18 protein-coding genes are annotated in these 15379 nt (G+C 72.5%); 7 read left to right on the forward strand and 11 right to left on the reverse strand.

The genetic code is table 11. From position 1 onward, the window contains the following. Positions 1–2 precede the first annotated feature (2 nt). On the reverse strand, positions 3–590 hold the full coding sequence (locus ACBR40_RS02345; RefSeq protein ID WP_344219047.1) for a hypothetical protein: 588 nt from the start codon (positions 588–590) through the stop codon (positions 3–5). A 366-nt stretch (positions 591–956) separates the two neighbouring features. On the opposite strand from ACBR40_RS02345, the gene ACBR40_RS02350 reads away from it, so the two are divergent. Beyond that, positions 957–1199 carry a hypothetical protein gene (locus ACBR40_RS02350; protein ID WP_344219045.1) on the forward strand — a complete coding sequence of 81 codons (243 nt, stop codon included), beginning with the start codon at positions 957–959 and terminating at the stop codon, positions 1197–1199. Between the two features lie 36 nt (positions 1200–1235). On the opposite strand, the gene ACBR40_RS02355 is transcribed toward ACBR40_RS02350, so the two are convergent. From ACBR40_RS02355 to ppk2, 3 genes are all read right to left on the reverse strand, one after another. Beyond that, positions 1236–2168 carry a hypothetical protein gene (locus ACBR40_RS02355; protein WP_371247185.1) on the reverse strand — a complete coding sequence of 311 codons (933 nt, stop codon included), beginning with the start codon at positions 2166–2168 and terminating at the stop codon, positions 1236–1238. 106 nt (positions 2169–2274) lie between these two features. After that, positions 2275–2826 carry a helix-turn-helix domain-containing protein gene (locus ACBR40_RS02360; RefSeq protein ID WP_371247186.1) on the reverse strand — a complete coding sequence of 184 codons (552 nt, stop codon included), beginning with the start codon at positions 2824–2826 and terminating at the stop codon, positions 2275–2277. 117 nt (positions 2827–2943) lie between these two features. After that, positions 2944–3870 (reverse strand): polyphosphate kinase 2, encoded by a 927-nt coding sequence (gene ppk2 / locus ACBR40_RS02365; RefSeq protein ID WP_364452167.1) that lies wholly within the window; start codon positions 3868–3870, stop codon positions 2944–2946. A 171-nt stretch (positions 3871–4041) separates the two neighbouring features. Here ppk2 and ACBR40_RS02370 point away from each other — a divergent pair, with 171 nt between their 5' ends. Continuing rightward, positions 4042–5364 carry a hypothetical protein gene (locus ACBR40_RS02370; RefSeq protein WP_371247187.1) on the forward strand — a complete coding sequence of 441 codons (1323 nt, stop codon included), beginning with the start codon at positions 4042–4044 and terminating at the stop codon, positions 5362–5364. A 9-nt stretch (positions 5365–5373) separates the two neighbouring features. Here ACBR40_RS02370 and ACBR40_RS02375 read toward each other — a convergent pair whose 3' ends face one another. The 4 genes from ACBR40_RS02375 to ACBR40_RS02390 form a co-directional block, all read right to left on the reverse strand. Further along, on the reverse strand, positions 5374–6573 hold the full coding sequence (locus ACBR40_RS02375) for an MFS transporter (RefSeq protein WP_371247188.1): 1200 nt from the start codon (positions 6571–6573) through the stop codon (positions 5374–5376). 20 nt (positions 6574–6593) lie between these two features. Then, on the reverse strand, positions 6594–7244 hold the full coding sequence (locus tag ACBR40_RS02380) for a GntR family transcriptional regulator (RefSeq protein WP_371247189.1): 651 nt from the start codon (positions 7242–7244) through the stop codon (positions 6594–6596). Between the two features lie 48 nt (positions 7245–7292). Continuing rightward, positions 7293–7457 carry a hypothetical protein gene (locus ACBR40_RS02385; protein ID WP_371247190.1) on the reverse strand — a complete coding sequence of 55 codons (165 nt, stop codon included), beginning with the start codon at positions 7455–7457 and terminating at the stop codon, positions 7293–7295. 186 nt (positions 7458–7643) lie between these two features. Next, positions 7644–8315, reverse strand: a complete 672-nt coding sequence (locus ACBR40_RS02390; protein ID WP_371247191.1) for a TetR/AcrR family transcriptional regulator — start codon at positions 8313–8315, stop codon at positions 7644–7646. A gap of 65 nt (positions 8316–8380) precedes the next feature. On the opposite strand from ACBR40_RS02390, the gene ACBR40_RS02395 reads away from it, so the two are divergent. Together ACBR40_RS02395 and ACBR40_RS02400 are read left to right on the forward strand one after the other, a co-directional pair. Next, complete coding sequence (locus ACBR40_RS02395) at positions 8381–9811, forward strand: MFS transporter (protein WP_371247192.1); 1431 nt, start codon at positions 8381–8383, stop codon at positions 9809–9811. A gap of 298 nt (positions 9812–10109) precedes the next feature. After that, positions 10110–10340 carry a hypothetical protein gene (locus ACBR40_RS02400; RefSeq protein ID WP_344219025.1) on the forward strand — a complete coding sequence of 77 codons (231 nt, stop codon included), beginning with the start codon at positions 10110–10112 and terminating at the stop codon, positions 10338–10340. A 37-nt stretch (positions 10341–10377) separates the two neighbouring features. Here ACBR40_RS02400 and ACBR40_RS02405 read toward each other — a convergent pair whose 3' ends face one another. The 3 genes from ACBR40_RS02405 to ACBR40_RS02415 form a co-directional block, all read right to left on the reverse strand. Beyond that, complete coding sequence (locus ACBR40_RS02405; RefSeq protein ID WP_371247193.1) at positions 10378–11109, reverse strand: dienelactone hydrolase family protein; 732 nt, start codon at positions 11107–11109, stop codon at positions 10378–10380. Between the two features lie 222 nt (positions 11110–11331). Further along, positions 11332–11625, reverse strand: coding sequence for a TraR/DksA C4-type zinc finger protein (locus ACBR40_RS02410; RefSeq protein WP_364452152.1), 294 nt, complete (start codon positions 11623–11625; stop codon positions 11332–11334). A gap of 102 nt (positions 11626–11727) precedes the next feature. Next, entirely contained in the window at positions 11728–12051 is a 324-nt protein-coding gene (locus tag ACBR40_RS02415) for a hypothetical protein (RefSeq protein WP_371247194.1), read from the reverse strand. A 164-nt stretch (positions 12052–12215) separates the two neighbouring features. On the opposite strand from ACBR40_RS02415, the gene ACBR40_RS02420 reads away from it, so the two are divergent. From ACBR40_RS02420 to ACBR40_RS02430, 3 genes are all read left to right on the forward strand, one after another. Further along, positions 12216–12716 (forward strand): SigE family RNA polymerase sigma factor, encoded by a 501-nt coding sequence (locus ACBR40_RS02420; RefSeq protein WP_344219017.1) that lies wholly within the window; start codon positions 12216–12218, stop codon positions 12714–12716. Beyond that, complete coding sequence (locus tag ACBR40_RS02425; RefSeq protein ID WP_371247195.1) at positions 12713–13480, forward strand: hypothetical protein; 768 nt, start codon at positions 12713–12715, stop codon at positions 13478–13480. Before ACBR40_RS02420 ends, ACBR40_RS02425 begins: the two co-directional genes overlap by 4 nt. A 99-nt stretch (positions 13481–13579) precedes the next feature. Further along, positions 13580–15367: a SpoIIE family protein phosphatase gene (locus tag ACBR40_RS02430; RefSeq protein ID WP_371247196.1), complete on the forward strand. Its 1788-nt coding sequence runs from the start codon at positions 13580–13582 to the stop codon at positions 15365–15367. Positions 15368–15379 lie beyond the last annotated feature (12 nt).

Genomic DNA, 15379 nt, shown 5'->3' on the forward strand with positions numbered 1-15379 from the left:
CTTCAATCATTCGACAGGGTGACTTTGAGGACGGACAGATCGACCGCACAGTTGGCGTCTTTGGCTTTGTTGATCACGACTACTTCGAGGGAGAGCTTTTCTGCGCCCGGCCTTATGTCCACCTGGAACTCTTCTCCGGGCAGGGTACGAATGGTCGGGCCCGGGTTCTTGGCGATGAGCGGCGTCACTTGGAGCTCGGTGCTGATGCGGCATGTTCCCAGCTCCGGTCGATGGTCCGACGTCTGTAAGGTGATCAGTGCCTTCTTTCGCCAGGGCTTGACCGTGATCTCGACGGTCGCGTGCCCTTGCTCGGGCAGCAGGCCTTTCACGTTGTCGAGGCGTATTTGTGCGGTCGCGTCGACCGACTGGTTCTCGTGGACATAGGTGCTCACGTAAGTGATCGCACCGACGATCGCGTTGAGTGCGAACAGCGCGGCGATCACCGGCCATCTGGTGATCGTGATGATCCATTGAGCCGGCCCGGGTTGTGCGTCCTGCGGTTTCGATCTGGCTATCCAGGCGGCGATGACGGTTCCCCCGAAAGAGAGAGCCGCGGTGGCCAGACCCGTGAGGACCTGGTCCGATCTCACATAAGTAACAGTGAGAACTATGGCCCCTATGGCCCCTGCGCAGAGGAGCGTGGCGCGCAAAGGGATGTGGTCCTTCTTTGCGCGCCTATGGGTTGTCAACGAAACCTCTCCTGCTGGTGGGAGAATCTGACGCTGCACGCCCAGTGTCCGGTCTGTTGATCTCTGTCGCCGAGAGTACGAATATTAAACAGTGCAGATATTTGACCCGCAAGTGGATTCCTGATAGCTGCGGGTTTGGCCGCTTTGCTCAGCAATTCGCGCCGATTCGGCCGATCGAGCCGAAATGTGGCTATTTTTTGGTCCGTAACGAGGGGCGACGATGTTACCCGTGAATGGCGACAATGCGTAGTATTATTGTTACAGGTAGTGGCAACGATCGATAAGGACGACATCGCCATGCCCTTCGACGACTTCGATCGATCCCGGCAGCGTGGGCTGGATGATCATCTCCGGCGCATCCGGCAGTCCGACGACGACTCGCGCAGAAGGCGTGAGAGCTGGGACCGGCACGTGAGCAGGCAGAACTCCTCGGAAGGGATGAGCGGGGTGGAGATCGTCCTCTGCGTCGTCGCCGTCATCGTCCTGCTGATCATCATGGCGAGCCGCTGAGCGCTCGGCCGTGTGAGTGGCGGTGGCGGAGCCGGCTCAGGAGAACCAGTTGGCGCCCAACTCCTGGATGGTCCTGCTGCCCTTGGGCACCAGCAGGGCCTCGCTCAGCACCTGGTGGACGCTCTTGTCGTTGTTCAGCAGGGCGAACAGGAGGAACGAGCCGCCGTCCGCGGTGCGGAAGCCGAAGATCGAGCCGTGGCGGGCGAAGCGGACGTACAGCCCCTTGTAGACGGCGGGGAACGCCTTGCGGCTGAAGCTGTCCTTGGCCAGGCGGTAGCCGGAGGCGCCCTCCTTCTTCTCGTGGTTCCAGAAGTTCTGGTACTCCTTCGCCACGGCGGCGGCCAGGTCGTCGTCCATGTCCGTGACGTGGCCGTCGGCGTCGAGCAGCGGCTTCGGCATTTTCTGACCCCAGTGGACCGGGGTGGAGACGACCAGCCGGAACGCGTGCCCGGGTGAGCGGAAGAACGCGAGCACGTGCGGGCGGGCGTGGCCCTTGGTGTCCTTGTAGGTGGCCTGCGCGATGAACCAGTCGCCGATCGACGGCTGCTTCTCCGGCCGGGGCAGGTAGATCACCGGGTTGCCGGTCAGGGCGATCCGCTTGTGGCCCGGTTCGCGGCCGCGCTCCTCGTGGCTGCGTTCGAGCACGCCCTCGTGCAGGGCCCCCTCGACGAACAGCGCGTCGAGGAGGTCGTTCTTCCACCACCACTTGGGCTTCTTGAGCGTCGCGTTGTACGCCCTCACCCAGGTGCGCAGGGCCCGCGCCGCCTCCGAGGAGGTCAGCGCCGCGCGGGTCGCGGAGGGAGTGGGGGTGGGGGTGGGGGTGGCCGATGGTGTGATGGGCGGAGTGGCCGCCGATGAGGTGGCCGGGGCCGGTGGGGAGTCGCCGGAGGGCCAGGTGATGCGTCCGGGGACGGCGGCGCAGCCTGCCAGGCTTCCGACCAGGGCTGCGATCAGCAGCGTTCCACGCACCGGTATCGACCCTTCAAGAGTGAGCAAAGGCATGACCGAAAGAGAATTTATCGGACATCCGGCATCGGCCGGGCACTCTGTTCGACGGGAGAGTCAGGCGGTGCGGTCAAGGGGCGGCGTTCCACCAGGGGGGCCGGCTGAAGGGGCCGGAGCAGCGCCCGTCGCCGCCGCGCCGTACGTGGCCGGCGTCCCACGCGGACCGCAGGCGGGCGGCGGCGTCCCGTACGGTGAGGGGCAGGGCGGCGAGGGAGAGAGTGGCAGGGGGCGGGCCGGCGTCAGGCGGGGTGGCGTGAGGCGGGGTGGCGTGAGGCGGCGGGGTGGTGGGAGGCCGGGGGCCGCACGCGCCGGGCGCGCTGTAGAAGTCGGGCGTGCTGGGCGTGTCGGGCGGGCCGGAGGGTGGGCGTTCCCGGGCCGCTGACGGTGACCGGACGGTGGGAGTGGCGGTGAGGAGTGTGTGTTCGGCCGTGTTCAGGTCCAGTGCCTCGCTGAGGAGTCGTAGCGACGCCGTACGCGGCCGGTGTGGATCGCCGCGCTCCAGCCGGCGGATGGTGCGGACGCTCAGGCCCGCCTTCTCGGCCAGTTGTTCCTGGGTGAGCAGGGCGCGTTCCCGCCAGCGCCGTAACAGCGTCCCGAGGGTGTGCTCGTCGTTTCCGTCCATGGCCTGTCCGCCTTCCGAAGCGGTTCCCGGTCCGGACATCGTCTCCGGCTCGGGCCGGGGCGGCGTCCGCCCGTGAGCGGCCGCCGCCGTACTCCCCCCGGTGTACGGGTGACGGGCCTACGGTGAGTCCGGCAGGGCGTGGTCCTCGTCGAAGATGTCACCAGCCGAGATCACGATGAGCGGATCCGGGGTGCCGACGACCTCGCGGTCCTTGCCCTCGTAGTCGAAGAGGCTGAGCACGTGCCGCATGGCCTCCAGCCGGGCGCGTTTCTTGTCGTTGCTCTTGATGACCGTCCACGGGGCGCGCTCGGTGTCGGTGTGCAGGAACATGTCCTCCTTCGCCCGGGTGTAGTCGTCCCACTTGTGCAGCGAGGCGAGGTCCATCGACGACAGTTTCCACTGCCTGACCGGGTCCACCTGCCGGATGATGAAGCGGGTGCGCTGCTCGGCCCGCGACACCGAGAACCACAGCTTGACCAGGTGCAGCCCCGACTCCACCAGCAGGTCCTCCAGTCGCGGCGTCTGCTCGATGAACTCGAGGTACTCCTCCTCGGTGCAGAACCCCATGACCCGCTCCACGCCCGCCCGGTTGTACCAGGAGCGGTCGAACAGCACGATCTCCCCCTTGGCCGGCAGGTGGGCGATGTACCGCTGGAAGTACCACTGGTCGCGTTCGCGCTCGCTGGGCTTCTCCAGGGCCACGACGGTCGCGCCGCGCGGGTTGAGGTGCTCCGTGAACCGCTTGATCGTGCCGCCCTTGCCGGCCGCGTCGCGCCCCTCGAAGAGGATCACCAGGCGCTGCCCGGTGTCCTTGATCCAGTACTGCAGCTTGACCAGTTCGATCTGCAGCAGCCGCTTGTCGCGCTCGTACTCGTCGCGGGACAGGCGGGAGTCGTACGGGTAGTGCTGGCGCCAGGTGTCGACCGGGCGGCCGTCGGCGCGGAGTAGCACCGGGTCGTCCTCCTCGCGGTCGTCCACCCACAGGCCGGGGGTGGCGTCGAGCAGGTCCGGTAGCGGGGTGTCGCCTCGGGGGCTGGTGTCCATGACGCTCTTTCTTCACGGAAAGCGCTCAAGGTATGCGTGTCCGCAGGTGAAGACCGGAAATCGGGGTGGTGGCGCGCAAGCTCCGGGAGCACTCTCCCAGGCGGTAGAAGGACGCGGCGCTCGGTCGCGGAGCGCGCTGTGATGGCCCTTCATCGAACTCATGGGGGGACCATGTCCAGAAAAATCCGTTTACGTCTCGTGGCTGCGGCCGCCTGCGTCCTGCTGCCCGTCCTGGGCGCCGGAACCGCCTCAGCCGCCGGAACGGCCTCAGCCGCCGGAACCGCCTCAGCCGCCGGAACCGCCTCGGTCACCGGGACCGGCGACGACCCGGTACGCGCCCGCGTCCCCGACGGCAAACCGCCGGCCGGCGACGCGACGGGGCCGCGCGAGCCCGTGCCCGGCGGGTTCGCCGGCTGGGCGGACCTGTTCGCCGAGCAGGCGCGCCTGAACGCGGCGGCCGACCGTGTCCTCGACTCCGCCGAGCACGCCGAAGGGTACGCCGGGATGATCGTCGCCCCGGAGAACCACGAGGTCCGCGTGTACTGGCACGGCGAGGTGCCGCCGGCCGTCCAGAGCGCGCTGGAGGAGGGACGGCTGCGCGCGCCCGTACGGGTGCTCCCGGCCCCCTACAGCCAGGCGCGGCTGCTGGCGGAGGCCGCCGAGTGGACCGAGTCCGGCCAGGTCACGGGCGCCGCCCCGGCGCCCGACGGCAGCGGCGTACGCCTCTCGGCCGCCGCCGAGGACGTCACCCCCGGCGCGCTGCTGCGGCCCGCAGGGGCGAGCGCGCCGATCACCGTGGAGGGCGGCGAGGAGATGAGCCCGGCGTGGGACCGGCGCGACGACGTCCCCAGCTACTACGCCGGTGGCCGCACCACGAACGCCGCCACCGGCGCGGGCTGCACCTCCGGCTTCGCCGTCTACGACAAGAACGGCACTCCCGGCTTCCTCACGGCCGCCCACTGCGGCAAGCTCTGGGACACCTTCTACGACGGCGGCGGCACCGGCGACCCGGCGAACCGCATGGGCGAGTACTCCTGGTACGTCACCAAGCGCGACGCCGCGATCGTGCTCGCCGACGCCACCGCCAACGCCTTCAACGGCAGCCCGTCCTCCGCCTCGAACGCCCAGGTCGTGGCCCTGTGGAAGGCGCACGTCGGCAACTTCGTCTGCAACTCCGGCGCCAGCCTCGGCCAGGTCTGCCTGATCAGGGTGACCGAGGTCGGCTGGAGCGGCACGTACACGAACGGGCAGAAGGTGAAGCACATGGTGCGCGCCAAGCACGTCGCCGGCGGCTGCGCCGTGGCCGCCGGCGACAGCGGCGGCCCGATCTTCTCCTACCCGGGCGCGGCCTGGTGGCAGGTGGCGGCCCAGGGCATCGTATCGGCCTGGGGCAAGCAGGTGTACTGCGGCGGCCTCGACGGCGGGCGGGTGCTCACCTTCCCGCGCGTCTGGGACGTGGACAAGGAGTTCGGCGCGTTGCTGCAGGTGTGGTGAGGCCGGCGCTCAGGCGGTGGTGGTCCGGGCGCCGGTCGCGACCACGGCGAGGCAGAGCAGCGCCGCCCCGGCCAACGCGGTCAACATGACCGGGTACGACAGCCACCCCGACAGGGAGGCGAGCAAGGTGGGCAGCAGGAATCCGGCGTAGGCGAGCGTGTAGTAGACGCCGGTCAGCCCGGCGAGGTCGTCCGGCCCTGCCATGCGCTGGATCTCCAGCAGGCCGGAGACCACCGCGATGCCGTAGGCGGCGCCCAGGACGGCCGCCGCCGCGGCGGCGAGCCAGGCGGACAGCAGCACCGCGTTCGCCGCGCACAGCGCCGTGCCGGCCAGCATCGCCGTCATCGCGGCCACCGGCGCGCGTCCGGCGCGGGCCCTGGCGTGCAGCCTCTTGGCCACGGGCTGCACGGCCAGGCCCATGCCGAGGGTCAGCACGGTGAGCCCGGTCGCGTACGCGAGCCCCCAGTCGCCCACGCGGAAGCCGACGAGCTGCGGCATGACGGCGTAGGCGAGCCCCGCCGAGCCGAACACCCACGGCGCCATCGGCAGCACCACCAGCCGGAACCGCCTCCTGGCGGGGGCGGGGACGCGCAGGTCCGTCAGCAGCGCCCGCAGCAGGCCCCCTCTCGGGGAGGCCGCGGCCCGCGGCCGGGTCTCCGGCACCCGCAGGAGCAGCGCCGGCACCGCGGCGGTGAGCAGGACGTGGACCGCGTACGGGGTCACCATCGGCCACGGCCCCCACTGCGCCAGCGCGCCCGCCACCCCGGCGCCGAGCGCGAACCCGGCCGTCTGGCAGAGCGAGGCGCGGCGGGCCGGCAGCGCCCGGTCGGCGCCGCTGGACAGCTCCTTGACCCAGCTCGTGCCCACGGCCATGGCGATGCCGACGGCGACGCCGGTGAGCAGCCGGCCCGCGTAGATGGGCCAGGCGCTCCCGCCGCCGAAGCAGAGCACCAGGCTCGCGACGGCCGAGGCGGCGGTGCCCGCCACCAGGACCGGACGGCGCCCGCGCCGGTCCGACACCGGCCCGGCGAGCAGCAGGCCGGGGACGAGGCCCACGACGTACGCGCCGAGGAAGGCGTCGACGCTGAGCGCCGAGTAGCCGCCCAGCCGGCGGTACATGAGCAGGAGCGGCGTGAACTGGTTGCCGCCCCAGCCGCAGGTGAACATCGCCAGGGCGACGACCCGCCAGGACGGACGACTGTGGAGCATGCGAGAAGGGGCTTTCACGGTCAGCTGATAGGGGAGCCGTGCGTGGCGGTGAGGTGGGCGAGCAGCGTCGCGGCGAACGCGGCGGCGTCGCCGGCCACCAGGTGGCCGAGCAGGGTCTCGTGCTCGTCGGCCAGCAGCGACAGCCGCTCCGGCCGGGGCGTCAGCGCGGACACGCTCATCCGGCGCTGCCGATCGCCCAGGGTGGCGTAGAACCGGCCGGCCAGCCGGTTCCCCGACGCCTCCACGACGCACCGGTGGAACGCCTCGTCGGCGGCGGCGAACCCGCCGACGTCCGCCGCCGTGGCGAGGGCGCGCTGCCGCCGCAGCAGCTCGCGCATCCGGTCGAGGTGCTCGCCGGCCAGGCCGGTGCGGGCGACGCGCTCGGCGGCCGAGCGCTCCAGCGCCAGCCGCAGCTCCAGCACGTCCGCCGCCTCGCCGGGCGGCACCGGCACGACCACCGCGCCGCGCTTGGGGTGCAGCGCCAGCAGCTCCTCCGACTCCAGCCGCAGGAACGCCTCGCGCACCGGGGTCCTGCTCACCTGGACCCGGCCGGCGATCTCGCCCTCGCTGATGAGGCTGCCGCCGGGCAGCTCGCCGGAGAGGATCAGCTCCTTGGTCAGCGTGTACGCGGTCTCGGCGGCGGAGGGGCGCTTGGCGGCGGCATTAGGCATACGCCCAGCGTACCGTGCATGCATCCATGCTTGTATCTATGGTGCCGGTCAGTTGGGGTTGCCCTGCGTCAGCAGCTTGTTCAGCCGCTCGACCGTGGGACGCGACTCGACGTGCAGCCGCGCCACGTCCAGCAGGCCCATGCGGCCCACCGCGTACACCACGACGTAGCCGCCCCGGCAGCGGCTCGGCCGCGACGACGAGATCGAGGACATCCTGATCACGCTGAAGGGCCGGTATCACGTCATCCGGCTGCTCGCGGTGCCCGGCGCGCAGCTTTTCCTGCATCTGGTCCTCCACCGGGAACGTGCCGATCTGGCGCTCGCTCGCTTCGCTCTCCGTCGTATTGAGGGAGAAACCGCCCTGCAACGGAATTTGTCGCCATTAGGCGACGAGAAAGGTCAGCGGGCCGCCTGGGCGAGGAGCCCGTCGACGAAGGCCCGCAGCGCCTCCCGGTAGGTGTCGCGCGCGGCGAGGGCGGGCCACTGGTCGCCCAGGGCGGCGAGGCGCGGCAGGTGTGACAGGTCGACGCCGGCGAAGAAGGCGGGCCGCCCGTCGCCGGCCGGCCGCCGCCCCTCCGAGTGGGCGCGGACCAGGATCTCGCCCACCGTGTAGTACCAGATGCTGCGGAAGACGTGCACGGCCTGCTCTGGCGTGCACCCGTGGTCGACGGCGGCGGCCACGACGGCCTCCACCATCCGCAGCGCCGACTCGCCGAGGCGGCCGAGGAAGCCGTCGGTGGTGAGCACCTCGGCCGCCCACGGCCAGGCGGCGAGGGAGTCGTGGATCGCGACGGCCGCCGCCACGATCCGCTCGCGCGGCTCGGCGGGCAGGTCGGGGCTCAGGGTCTGGTCGGCGTGCTGGTTGAGGAGCTGGATCAGCAGGTCCTCGCGGTCGCGTACGTGGTGGTAGACCGTCGTCGCGCCGATGCCCAGCTCGGCGGCCAGCCGGCGGACGGTCAGCTTCTCCCAGCCGTCCCTGTCGATGATGCGGCGGGCCGCGGCCAGGATCTGCTCGCGGGAGGTGAGCGGCGGCCGGCCGGTGCGGCCGCGCGACGATTCGGTTCCGGACACCGTCCCATTCTGGCGGCCCTCATCAGCTGTCGACGGCCGGGCACTCGCGGTGCTACTTTCGGAACATGTTCCAAAAGTCCATGAGAAGCGCCGGGCCGGGCATCACCCTGGCCGCGGTGGCCGTCGTGCAGTTCATGGTGTCCCTGGACCTGTCCGTCGTGAACGTCGGCCTGCCGAGCATCGCGGCCGGTCTCGGCTTCAGCGGCGTGGGCCTGACCTGGGTGATCCACGCCTACGCGCTCACCTTCGGCGGCCTGCTGCTCCTCGGCGGCAAGGCCGCCGACCGGTACGGCAGGAAGAGGGTCCTGCTCGCGGGGCTCGTCCTGTTCGGCCTCGCCTCGCTGCTCGGCGGCCTCGCCCAGGCGCCCGGCCACCTGGTGGCCGCCCGCGCCGCGCAGGGCGTCGGCGCCGCCGCGCTGGCCCCGGCCGCCCTGGCGCTGCTGACGGCGGCGTTCCCCGCCGGACGGGCGCGGGTGCGGGCCTTCGGGGTGTGGAGCGCCACGAACGCCGCGGGCGGCGCGCTCGGCGTGCTGATCGGCGGCGTGCTCACCGAGTACGCCGGCTGGCGCTGGGTGATGTTCGTGAACGTGCCCATGGCGGCCGTCGCGCTCGCCCTGGTCTGGCGGGTCGCGGCCGGTCTCGCCCTGGTGCGCGGCGGGCGGCCGGACGTCCTCGGCGCGGTCCTGGTCACGGCGGGCATGACGCTGCTGGTGTTCGGCATCGTACGCACGGCGGAATTCGGATGGGCCTCGCCGGTCACCGTGGTGACGCTGGCCGCCGCCGTGGCGCTGCTGGCCGCGTTCGCGTACGTCGAGCGGACCACCGCCCGCGAGCCGCTGATCCGGCTCGGCCTGTTCGCCAACCGCTCGGTCGCCGCGGCGAACGCCTACAACCTGCTGCTCGGCGCGGCGATGGCCGCCGCCTTCTACTTCGTCTCCCTCTACCTGCAGCGGGTGCTCGGCAGCGGGCCGGCCCTGACCGGGCTGCAGTTCCTGCCGTTCGCGCTCGCCGTGGTCGCGGGGGCCGCCCTCGGCGTGCGGCTCGGCTACCGGCTCGCGCCGCGGACCCTCATGGTGCTCGGCGGGCTGCTCACCGGGGCCGGATTCGCCTGGTTCGGGCTGATCAGCCCGGACGGCGCCTTCCTCACCGACGTCCTCGGGCCCTCGGTGGTCGCGGGGGCCGGGTTCGGGCTCTGTCTCGGGCCGGTCGTCTCCACCGCCACGGCCGGCGTCGCGGCCCATGAGAGCGGCACCGCGTCGGGCCTGCTGAACAGCTCGCGCCAGCTCGGGGCCGCGCTCGGGCTGGCCGGCCTCGGGACCGTCGCGTACGGCCGGGCCGGCGGGTCGGCCGGCCCGGCGGCGCTCGCCGAGGGGTACGCGCTCGGGCTCACCCTGGCGGCCGGGCTGCTGCTCGCCGCCGTGCTCATCGCCGCGACCGTCCTGCCCCGCACGGCCGCGGCCGAGCCGTCCGGTTCTACGGCGGATCTCAGTAATTGATACGGCTTGTCGCAGTTGAGATGAATATCACCTTGGCGACGGCGACCCCCCGTTCCACGGGAGAAGTTGTCCCTCGTGGAAGGTAAGGAATCGTACTCGCGGGATGACGATCCTTAGCCGCCCCGCGCCCCGCGCGCCGCGCCGAGCAGGCGCGCGAGGCATACTGCGAGGTGGCGCGGCCCCCCGATCGCGCTGGGACGGCGACGGATGCGGAATCGCCGGGTGTGACCCGGCGTGTCCTGGGCAGAGCCCTCTGATCGCGTGCCCGTACGACGATTCCCTCACCGAAAGGGCCACCATGACCGCCGACCAGCCTCTCGTCTGCCCCACCTGCCAGGGCGTGCTCATCGCTCCCGACAACAGCGCCTACACCGCCGCGCGCGGCCGGCTGATCGTCAGCAACGGCTACTGCCAGGGGCACCGCGCCGAGCCGCAGCAGCCCCCGGCGGCGGCCGAGACGCCCGCGACGCCCGCCACCACCGCGCAGCTGCGGCGACCGGCGCAGGTGGCGGCTTCCTCCGCCTCCTGACGCGCCTCCTGACGCTCAGCGTGAGGAGGCGGGGAGCCTACGTGAGGTGCCGGGCGAAGAACCGCAGCGCGCTGCCGGTCTCCGGCTCGGGGATCTCCCCGTGCCCGCCGGGGTTCGCGTGCAGCGTCCTGCCGGGCGAGGCCAGGGCGTCGAACAGCGCCAGGCCCTGCTCCCTTGGCACCATGTCGTCGTCCCACTGGAGCAGGAACAGCACCGGGACGGCGACCTCCGCGGCGCTCGCGGCCAGCCCGTTCACCCCGAGCAGGCCCAGCACCGCGGCGCCGATCCGCGGCTCGGCGGCGACGAGGGGGACGCCGAGCGCGCAGCCCATCGACATCCCCCAGTAGCCCGCCGGCCCGCCGCCGACGGCGTCGAGCTCCCGCAGGGCGGTGAGGACCGCCCGCCATTCGGGCACGGCCTGTCCGGCGAGGAACGTGTGCATGGCGGCGAGCTGTTCGCCGACGTCCTCACCCGCGGCCATGCCGGCCCGCAGCCCGGCCGTGATCCGGGCGAACTCCTCGCTCTTCGGCCGCTCGCCGTGATGGGGCGCGTCGATCGCGGCCACCGCGAAGCCGCCTTCGGCGGCGAAGCGCCGCGCGCGGGCCACGACGCCCGGAGCCTTCTTGTGCTGCCCGCCGCCGTGCCCCATCAGGATCAGGGGGCGGGGGCCGGTGGCGTCCTGCGGCGTCCAGAGCACGCCGGGGATCTCGCCGAGGGTGAACGATCGTTCGGTGACGCCGTCCGACGACGTCGGAGAAGTGAAGCGCAAAGCGGTTCATGCCTTCCGGGATGACTGCTGCGGGCGCTCCCTAGGCCATGCGAGGGAGGGAGCCCCGATCTGTCACAGCGTTGATCGGTCTCACCTCCTCAGCTCGCGGGCCATGCACGGCGACGCCGAACTTATCATGATCTTTCCGGCGGCTGAACTCGCGACCGCCACGCCGGACGAGCGCGGCGCTCCCGAGCCCGGCCGCCGGTCACCGGCGGGCCGTCAGGCGGCCCGGGTCGGGGTCTCGGCGCAGCCGTCGCAGTGGCGGCGCTGGGGCCGCCGCATGAGCTGCTCGAACGGGATCAGCGCGCCGCACCGCAGGCAGGTGCCGTAGCATCCGCGGTCCATGCGCTCCAGCGCCGCCTCGATGGCGGCCGCCAGGCGCGCCGACCGGGAGTCCCGGAGGCGCCGGGCGGCGGCGAGCTGGTCGTGCAGCAGGGTACGCAGGCTCTCCAGCCCTTCCAGGTGCTGGTCGTAGTGCCGCATGAGGTCGTGAAGGGATCCAACGCCGGCCATGACGAAGATCGGCTCCTTCTCGGAAGGGAAACCACGGGGAAGGGCCACGACCCGCGACGGCGGGCGGCCCGGAAGGAACGCGGAACGTAGAGCGGGAACCGGTCAGATCGACGGCGGGCTGCGTGAGCCCGCGGCGCAGTGACCGAGCTGCTGGGGGTCGCGGAAAGCGGCCGGCTCGGCGCCCGTCCTCGGCAGCAGCGCCAGGTGCGCGTCCGACGCGCGGTCGCCGCGCGGCCAGAGCGAGAGCATGTGGAGCTCGCGGGCGGTGACGTGCTGCACGGGCGGGAGGCTCGACAGGCGGGCGTCCAGTCCGTCGGGGGTCCAGCCGGAGTGGGAGACCGACGCCGACGCGTGCGCGGCGCCCGCGCGCGAGCCGGCGTTCGTGCAGACCATGAGCACCATGGACAGCAGAACCAGGCCCATCACGCCGAGACGTGCGATGGACCCGGGTGCAGTCCGCCACGGTCCCGTCATACCGGTGACCATAGCCCAGAAGGCACCAAAAGGCATGTACATCTGCGAGTCGCTGTCAACCGAACCGCCTTCCCGGCCGGTAGTCATCGCCGGAACCGACAAGACGGAGCTGACTGATGGACGACGGGTTCGCCGAGTACGTGGCGCAGCGTCACCTGCGCCTGTGCCGGATGGCATACCTCCTCGCCCGGGACTGGGGCACGGCCGAGGACCTGGTGCAGACGGCGCTGGCCAAGGCGTGGCTGGCCTGGCGGCGGATCGAGGGCAACCCCGATCCGTACGTCTACCGGATCATCGTGAACACCCACTCCTCCTGGTGGAGACGGCGCTGGCGGGGTGAGATCCCGGCCGCCACGCTGCCCGACACGGCCGACCCGCACGACCCGGCCGCCCGGCTGGAGGACCAGGCCGCGCTGTGGAACGCGATCGGCACGCTGTCGCCGCGCCAGCGCGCGGTGATCGTCCTGCACTACTTCGAGGGCCGGACGCTCGCCCAGGTCGCCGACATCGTCGGCTGCTCGCTGGGAGCGGTGAAGAGCCAGCTCGGCCGGGCGCTCACCCGGCTGCGCGTCGATCCCGACATCCGGACCATGACGCTGGAGAGGACCTCGCGATGAGACACACGGAAAGCGACCTGCGCGCGCTGCTCGACGAGCGCGGCCACCACCCGGCCGGCCGCGAGCCGTCCGTGAGCCTCGACGCGATCGTCCGGCGGGGCCGCCGCATCCACCGGGGTCGCCGGGTCCGGCGGGCGCTGGGCGCGGGCGGCGCGCTCGCCGCCGCCGTCACGCTGGTGTTCACCCTCCCGGTCATCCGGCAGGAAGCGCCACCGGCCTCGATGACCGCGGGCCCGCCCGCGGACATGGCCGAAGTGGTCCGCGCCCCGGAACTGCCCGCGACGTACCAGGTGAAGCTGGGCGCCAAGGAGTTCACGATGCCGCGCATCCACGCCGAGCAATTCTCCACGGTCGGCGTCCACCGGACCATCACCTTCACCCCGGTCAGCCGTTCCACCGGCTTCACGGTGGTCTGCGCCGATCCGCGGGCCTGGGTCGTCACGATCACCGACACCAGGAGCGGCGAGCCGAGCGGCACGAGCGGCCGGTGCGGGAAGGGCGGCGGCCCGCACCACGACGAGCTGTCGGCGCCGGCCGACTGGCTGAAGCGGCCCCAGACCCTGGAGGTCTGGGTCTTCCCCTCGGACGCCCCGATCAGCAAGGTGATGAAGTCGACCGTCGGCTGCGAGCCGAGGGGCTGCGACGAGGACGATCAGGCCGGGGCGCTGTCCCGTCCCGAGGTGCTCGAACGTCTGTCGGCCGAGGTGGGCGAGCAGCCGGGCGGCTGGGCCGTCGGCGTGTACGACGCCCCGCGGAAGGAGTAGCGCCATGGTGACTGCGCGTCACAAGGGCGGAGCCGAGGGTAATGGGGTCAGATCCGGCGGGTAGAGGGAGCGGGAGGTGAGTCGAAGGAGATCCGGACCATGGAAGGTGCCGGCGGCAGGAGCGGGCGGGTCGGGAACGGGCCGGTTCCGGGCGGGCGGGTCCCGGGCGGGCCGGTTCCGGGCGGGCGGGTGTCGGCCGGGCCGGCTCCGGGCGGGCTGGGCTCGGCCGCGCGGGCCTGGCGGCTGCCCGAGCTCATCGACGCCGGCGTGTACGTCGTGGACGACCGGGGCCTCATCGTCGCGGTCAACGCCGAGGCCGAGCGGCTGGTCGGCCGCCGGACCGCCGACCTGCTCGGCCGCAACGCCCACGAGCTGCTGCACCGCGACAGCCGCGGCGAGTCGATCCCCGGCATCCGCTGCATGGTGAAGCAGGCGTTCCTGTCCGGGCGCACCCTGCAGAGCGAGCTCGCCTGGTTCGAGCGCGGCGACGGCTCCCTGCTGCCGCTGGCCTGGACCGTCGCCCCCTGCGAGCTCGCGCCGGGGGAGCGGGGCGCGGTGGTGATCTTCCACCAGGTCGACCCGGCCGCGTCCCCCGGCCCGTGGGCGGCCGACGCCGAGGGTCCGCTGTCGGAGCTGGACCGGCTGGCACTCCTCGCGGAGACCACGGCGACGCTCACCTCCACCCTCGACGTCCAGGAGATCCTGCGCCAGCTCGTCCGGCTGGTGGTGCCGCTGCTCGCCGACTGGGCGGTCGTGGACCTGCTCACCGAGGAGGGCGGCGTGGCGCGGCAGGTCGTCGTGCACCACGAGAACGGCGGGCTCGTCCACCACGAGGACCTGGAGAGAGCCATGCCGCCCGTGCCGGAGGCGTCTTCGATGCCGCTGTCACGGGCGCTGCGCGGGGTCACCGCGGCCCTGGCCGGGCCCGAGACCTACCGGGGGCAGCCCGACTCGGCCCTCGCGGTCGTCCAGCAGGAGCTGTTCCAGGCGACCGGCATGCACTCGGCGAGCATCGCGCCGATCCGCGGCGTCCGGGAGACGGTCGGGGCGCTGACCCTCGGCCGTGCCTCCCGCCCTGACGCGTTCACCCGCAGCGAGCTGCTGCTGGTGGAGGACATCGCGCGCCGGGCCGGCCTCGCGCTGGACAACGCCCGCCTGTACGAGCGGCAGCGCCGGGTCGCCGAGACCATGCAGCGCCACCTGCTGCCGCAGCTCCCGTCGGTGCCCGGCCTGCGGATGACCGCCTGCTACCGGCCCGCGCCGCGCGCCTCCCAGGTCGGCGGCGACTGGTACGACGCCTTCCCCCTGCCCGGCGGCGCGACCGCCCTGGTGATCGGCGACGTCGTCGGCCACGACCTCGACGCCGCGGCCGGCATGGCCCAGGTCTGCAACATGCTGCGCGCCTTCGCGGGCGGCCAGGACGATCCGCCGCACGCCATCGTGGACCGGCTCGACCAGGCCGTGACGCGGATGGTCCAGCCCGTCATGGCCACCATGGTCCTCGCCCGGCTGGAGCCCGGCCCGTCCGGCCGCTGGACGCTGCGCTGGACCAACGCGGGCCATCCGCCTCCGCTGCTGGTGGAGCACGGCGGGCGGGCCCGCTACCTGGAGGACGGCCACGGCCTCCTGCTCGGCACCGGCCTGCGCGCGCCCCGGCCGGAGGCCGCCGTCGAGCTGCCGCCCGGCTCCACGCTGCTGCTCTACACCGACGGGCTGATCGAGTCGCCGAGCCGCATCCTCGACGAAGGGCTCGACAGGCTGGCCGCCTACGCCGCCGGGCTGGCCGAGCGGCCCCTGGACTCCCTCTGCGACCTGCTGCTGTCGGGGGTGCGGCCGGGCGACAACGACGACGACGTGGCCATGCTCGTCCTGCGGGTGCCCCGCTGACCGGCGCCCGGC

Source organism: Nonomuraea sp. AD125B (assembly GCF_041402765.1).
In the GTDB taxonomy this organism is placed as follows: Bacteria; Actinomycetota; Actinomycetes; order Streptosporangiales; family Streptosporangiaceae; genus Nonomuraea; species Nonomuraea bangladeshensis.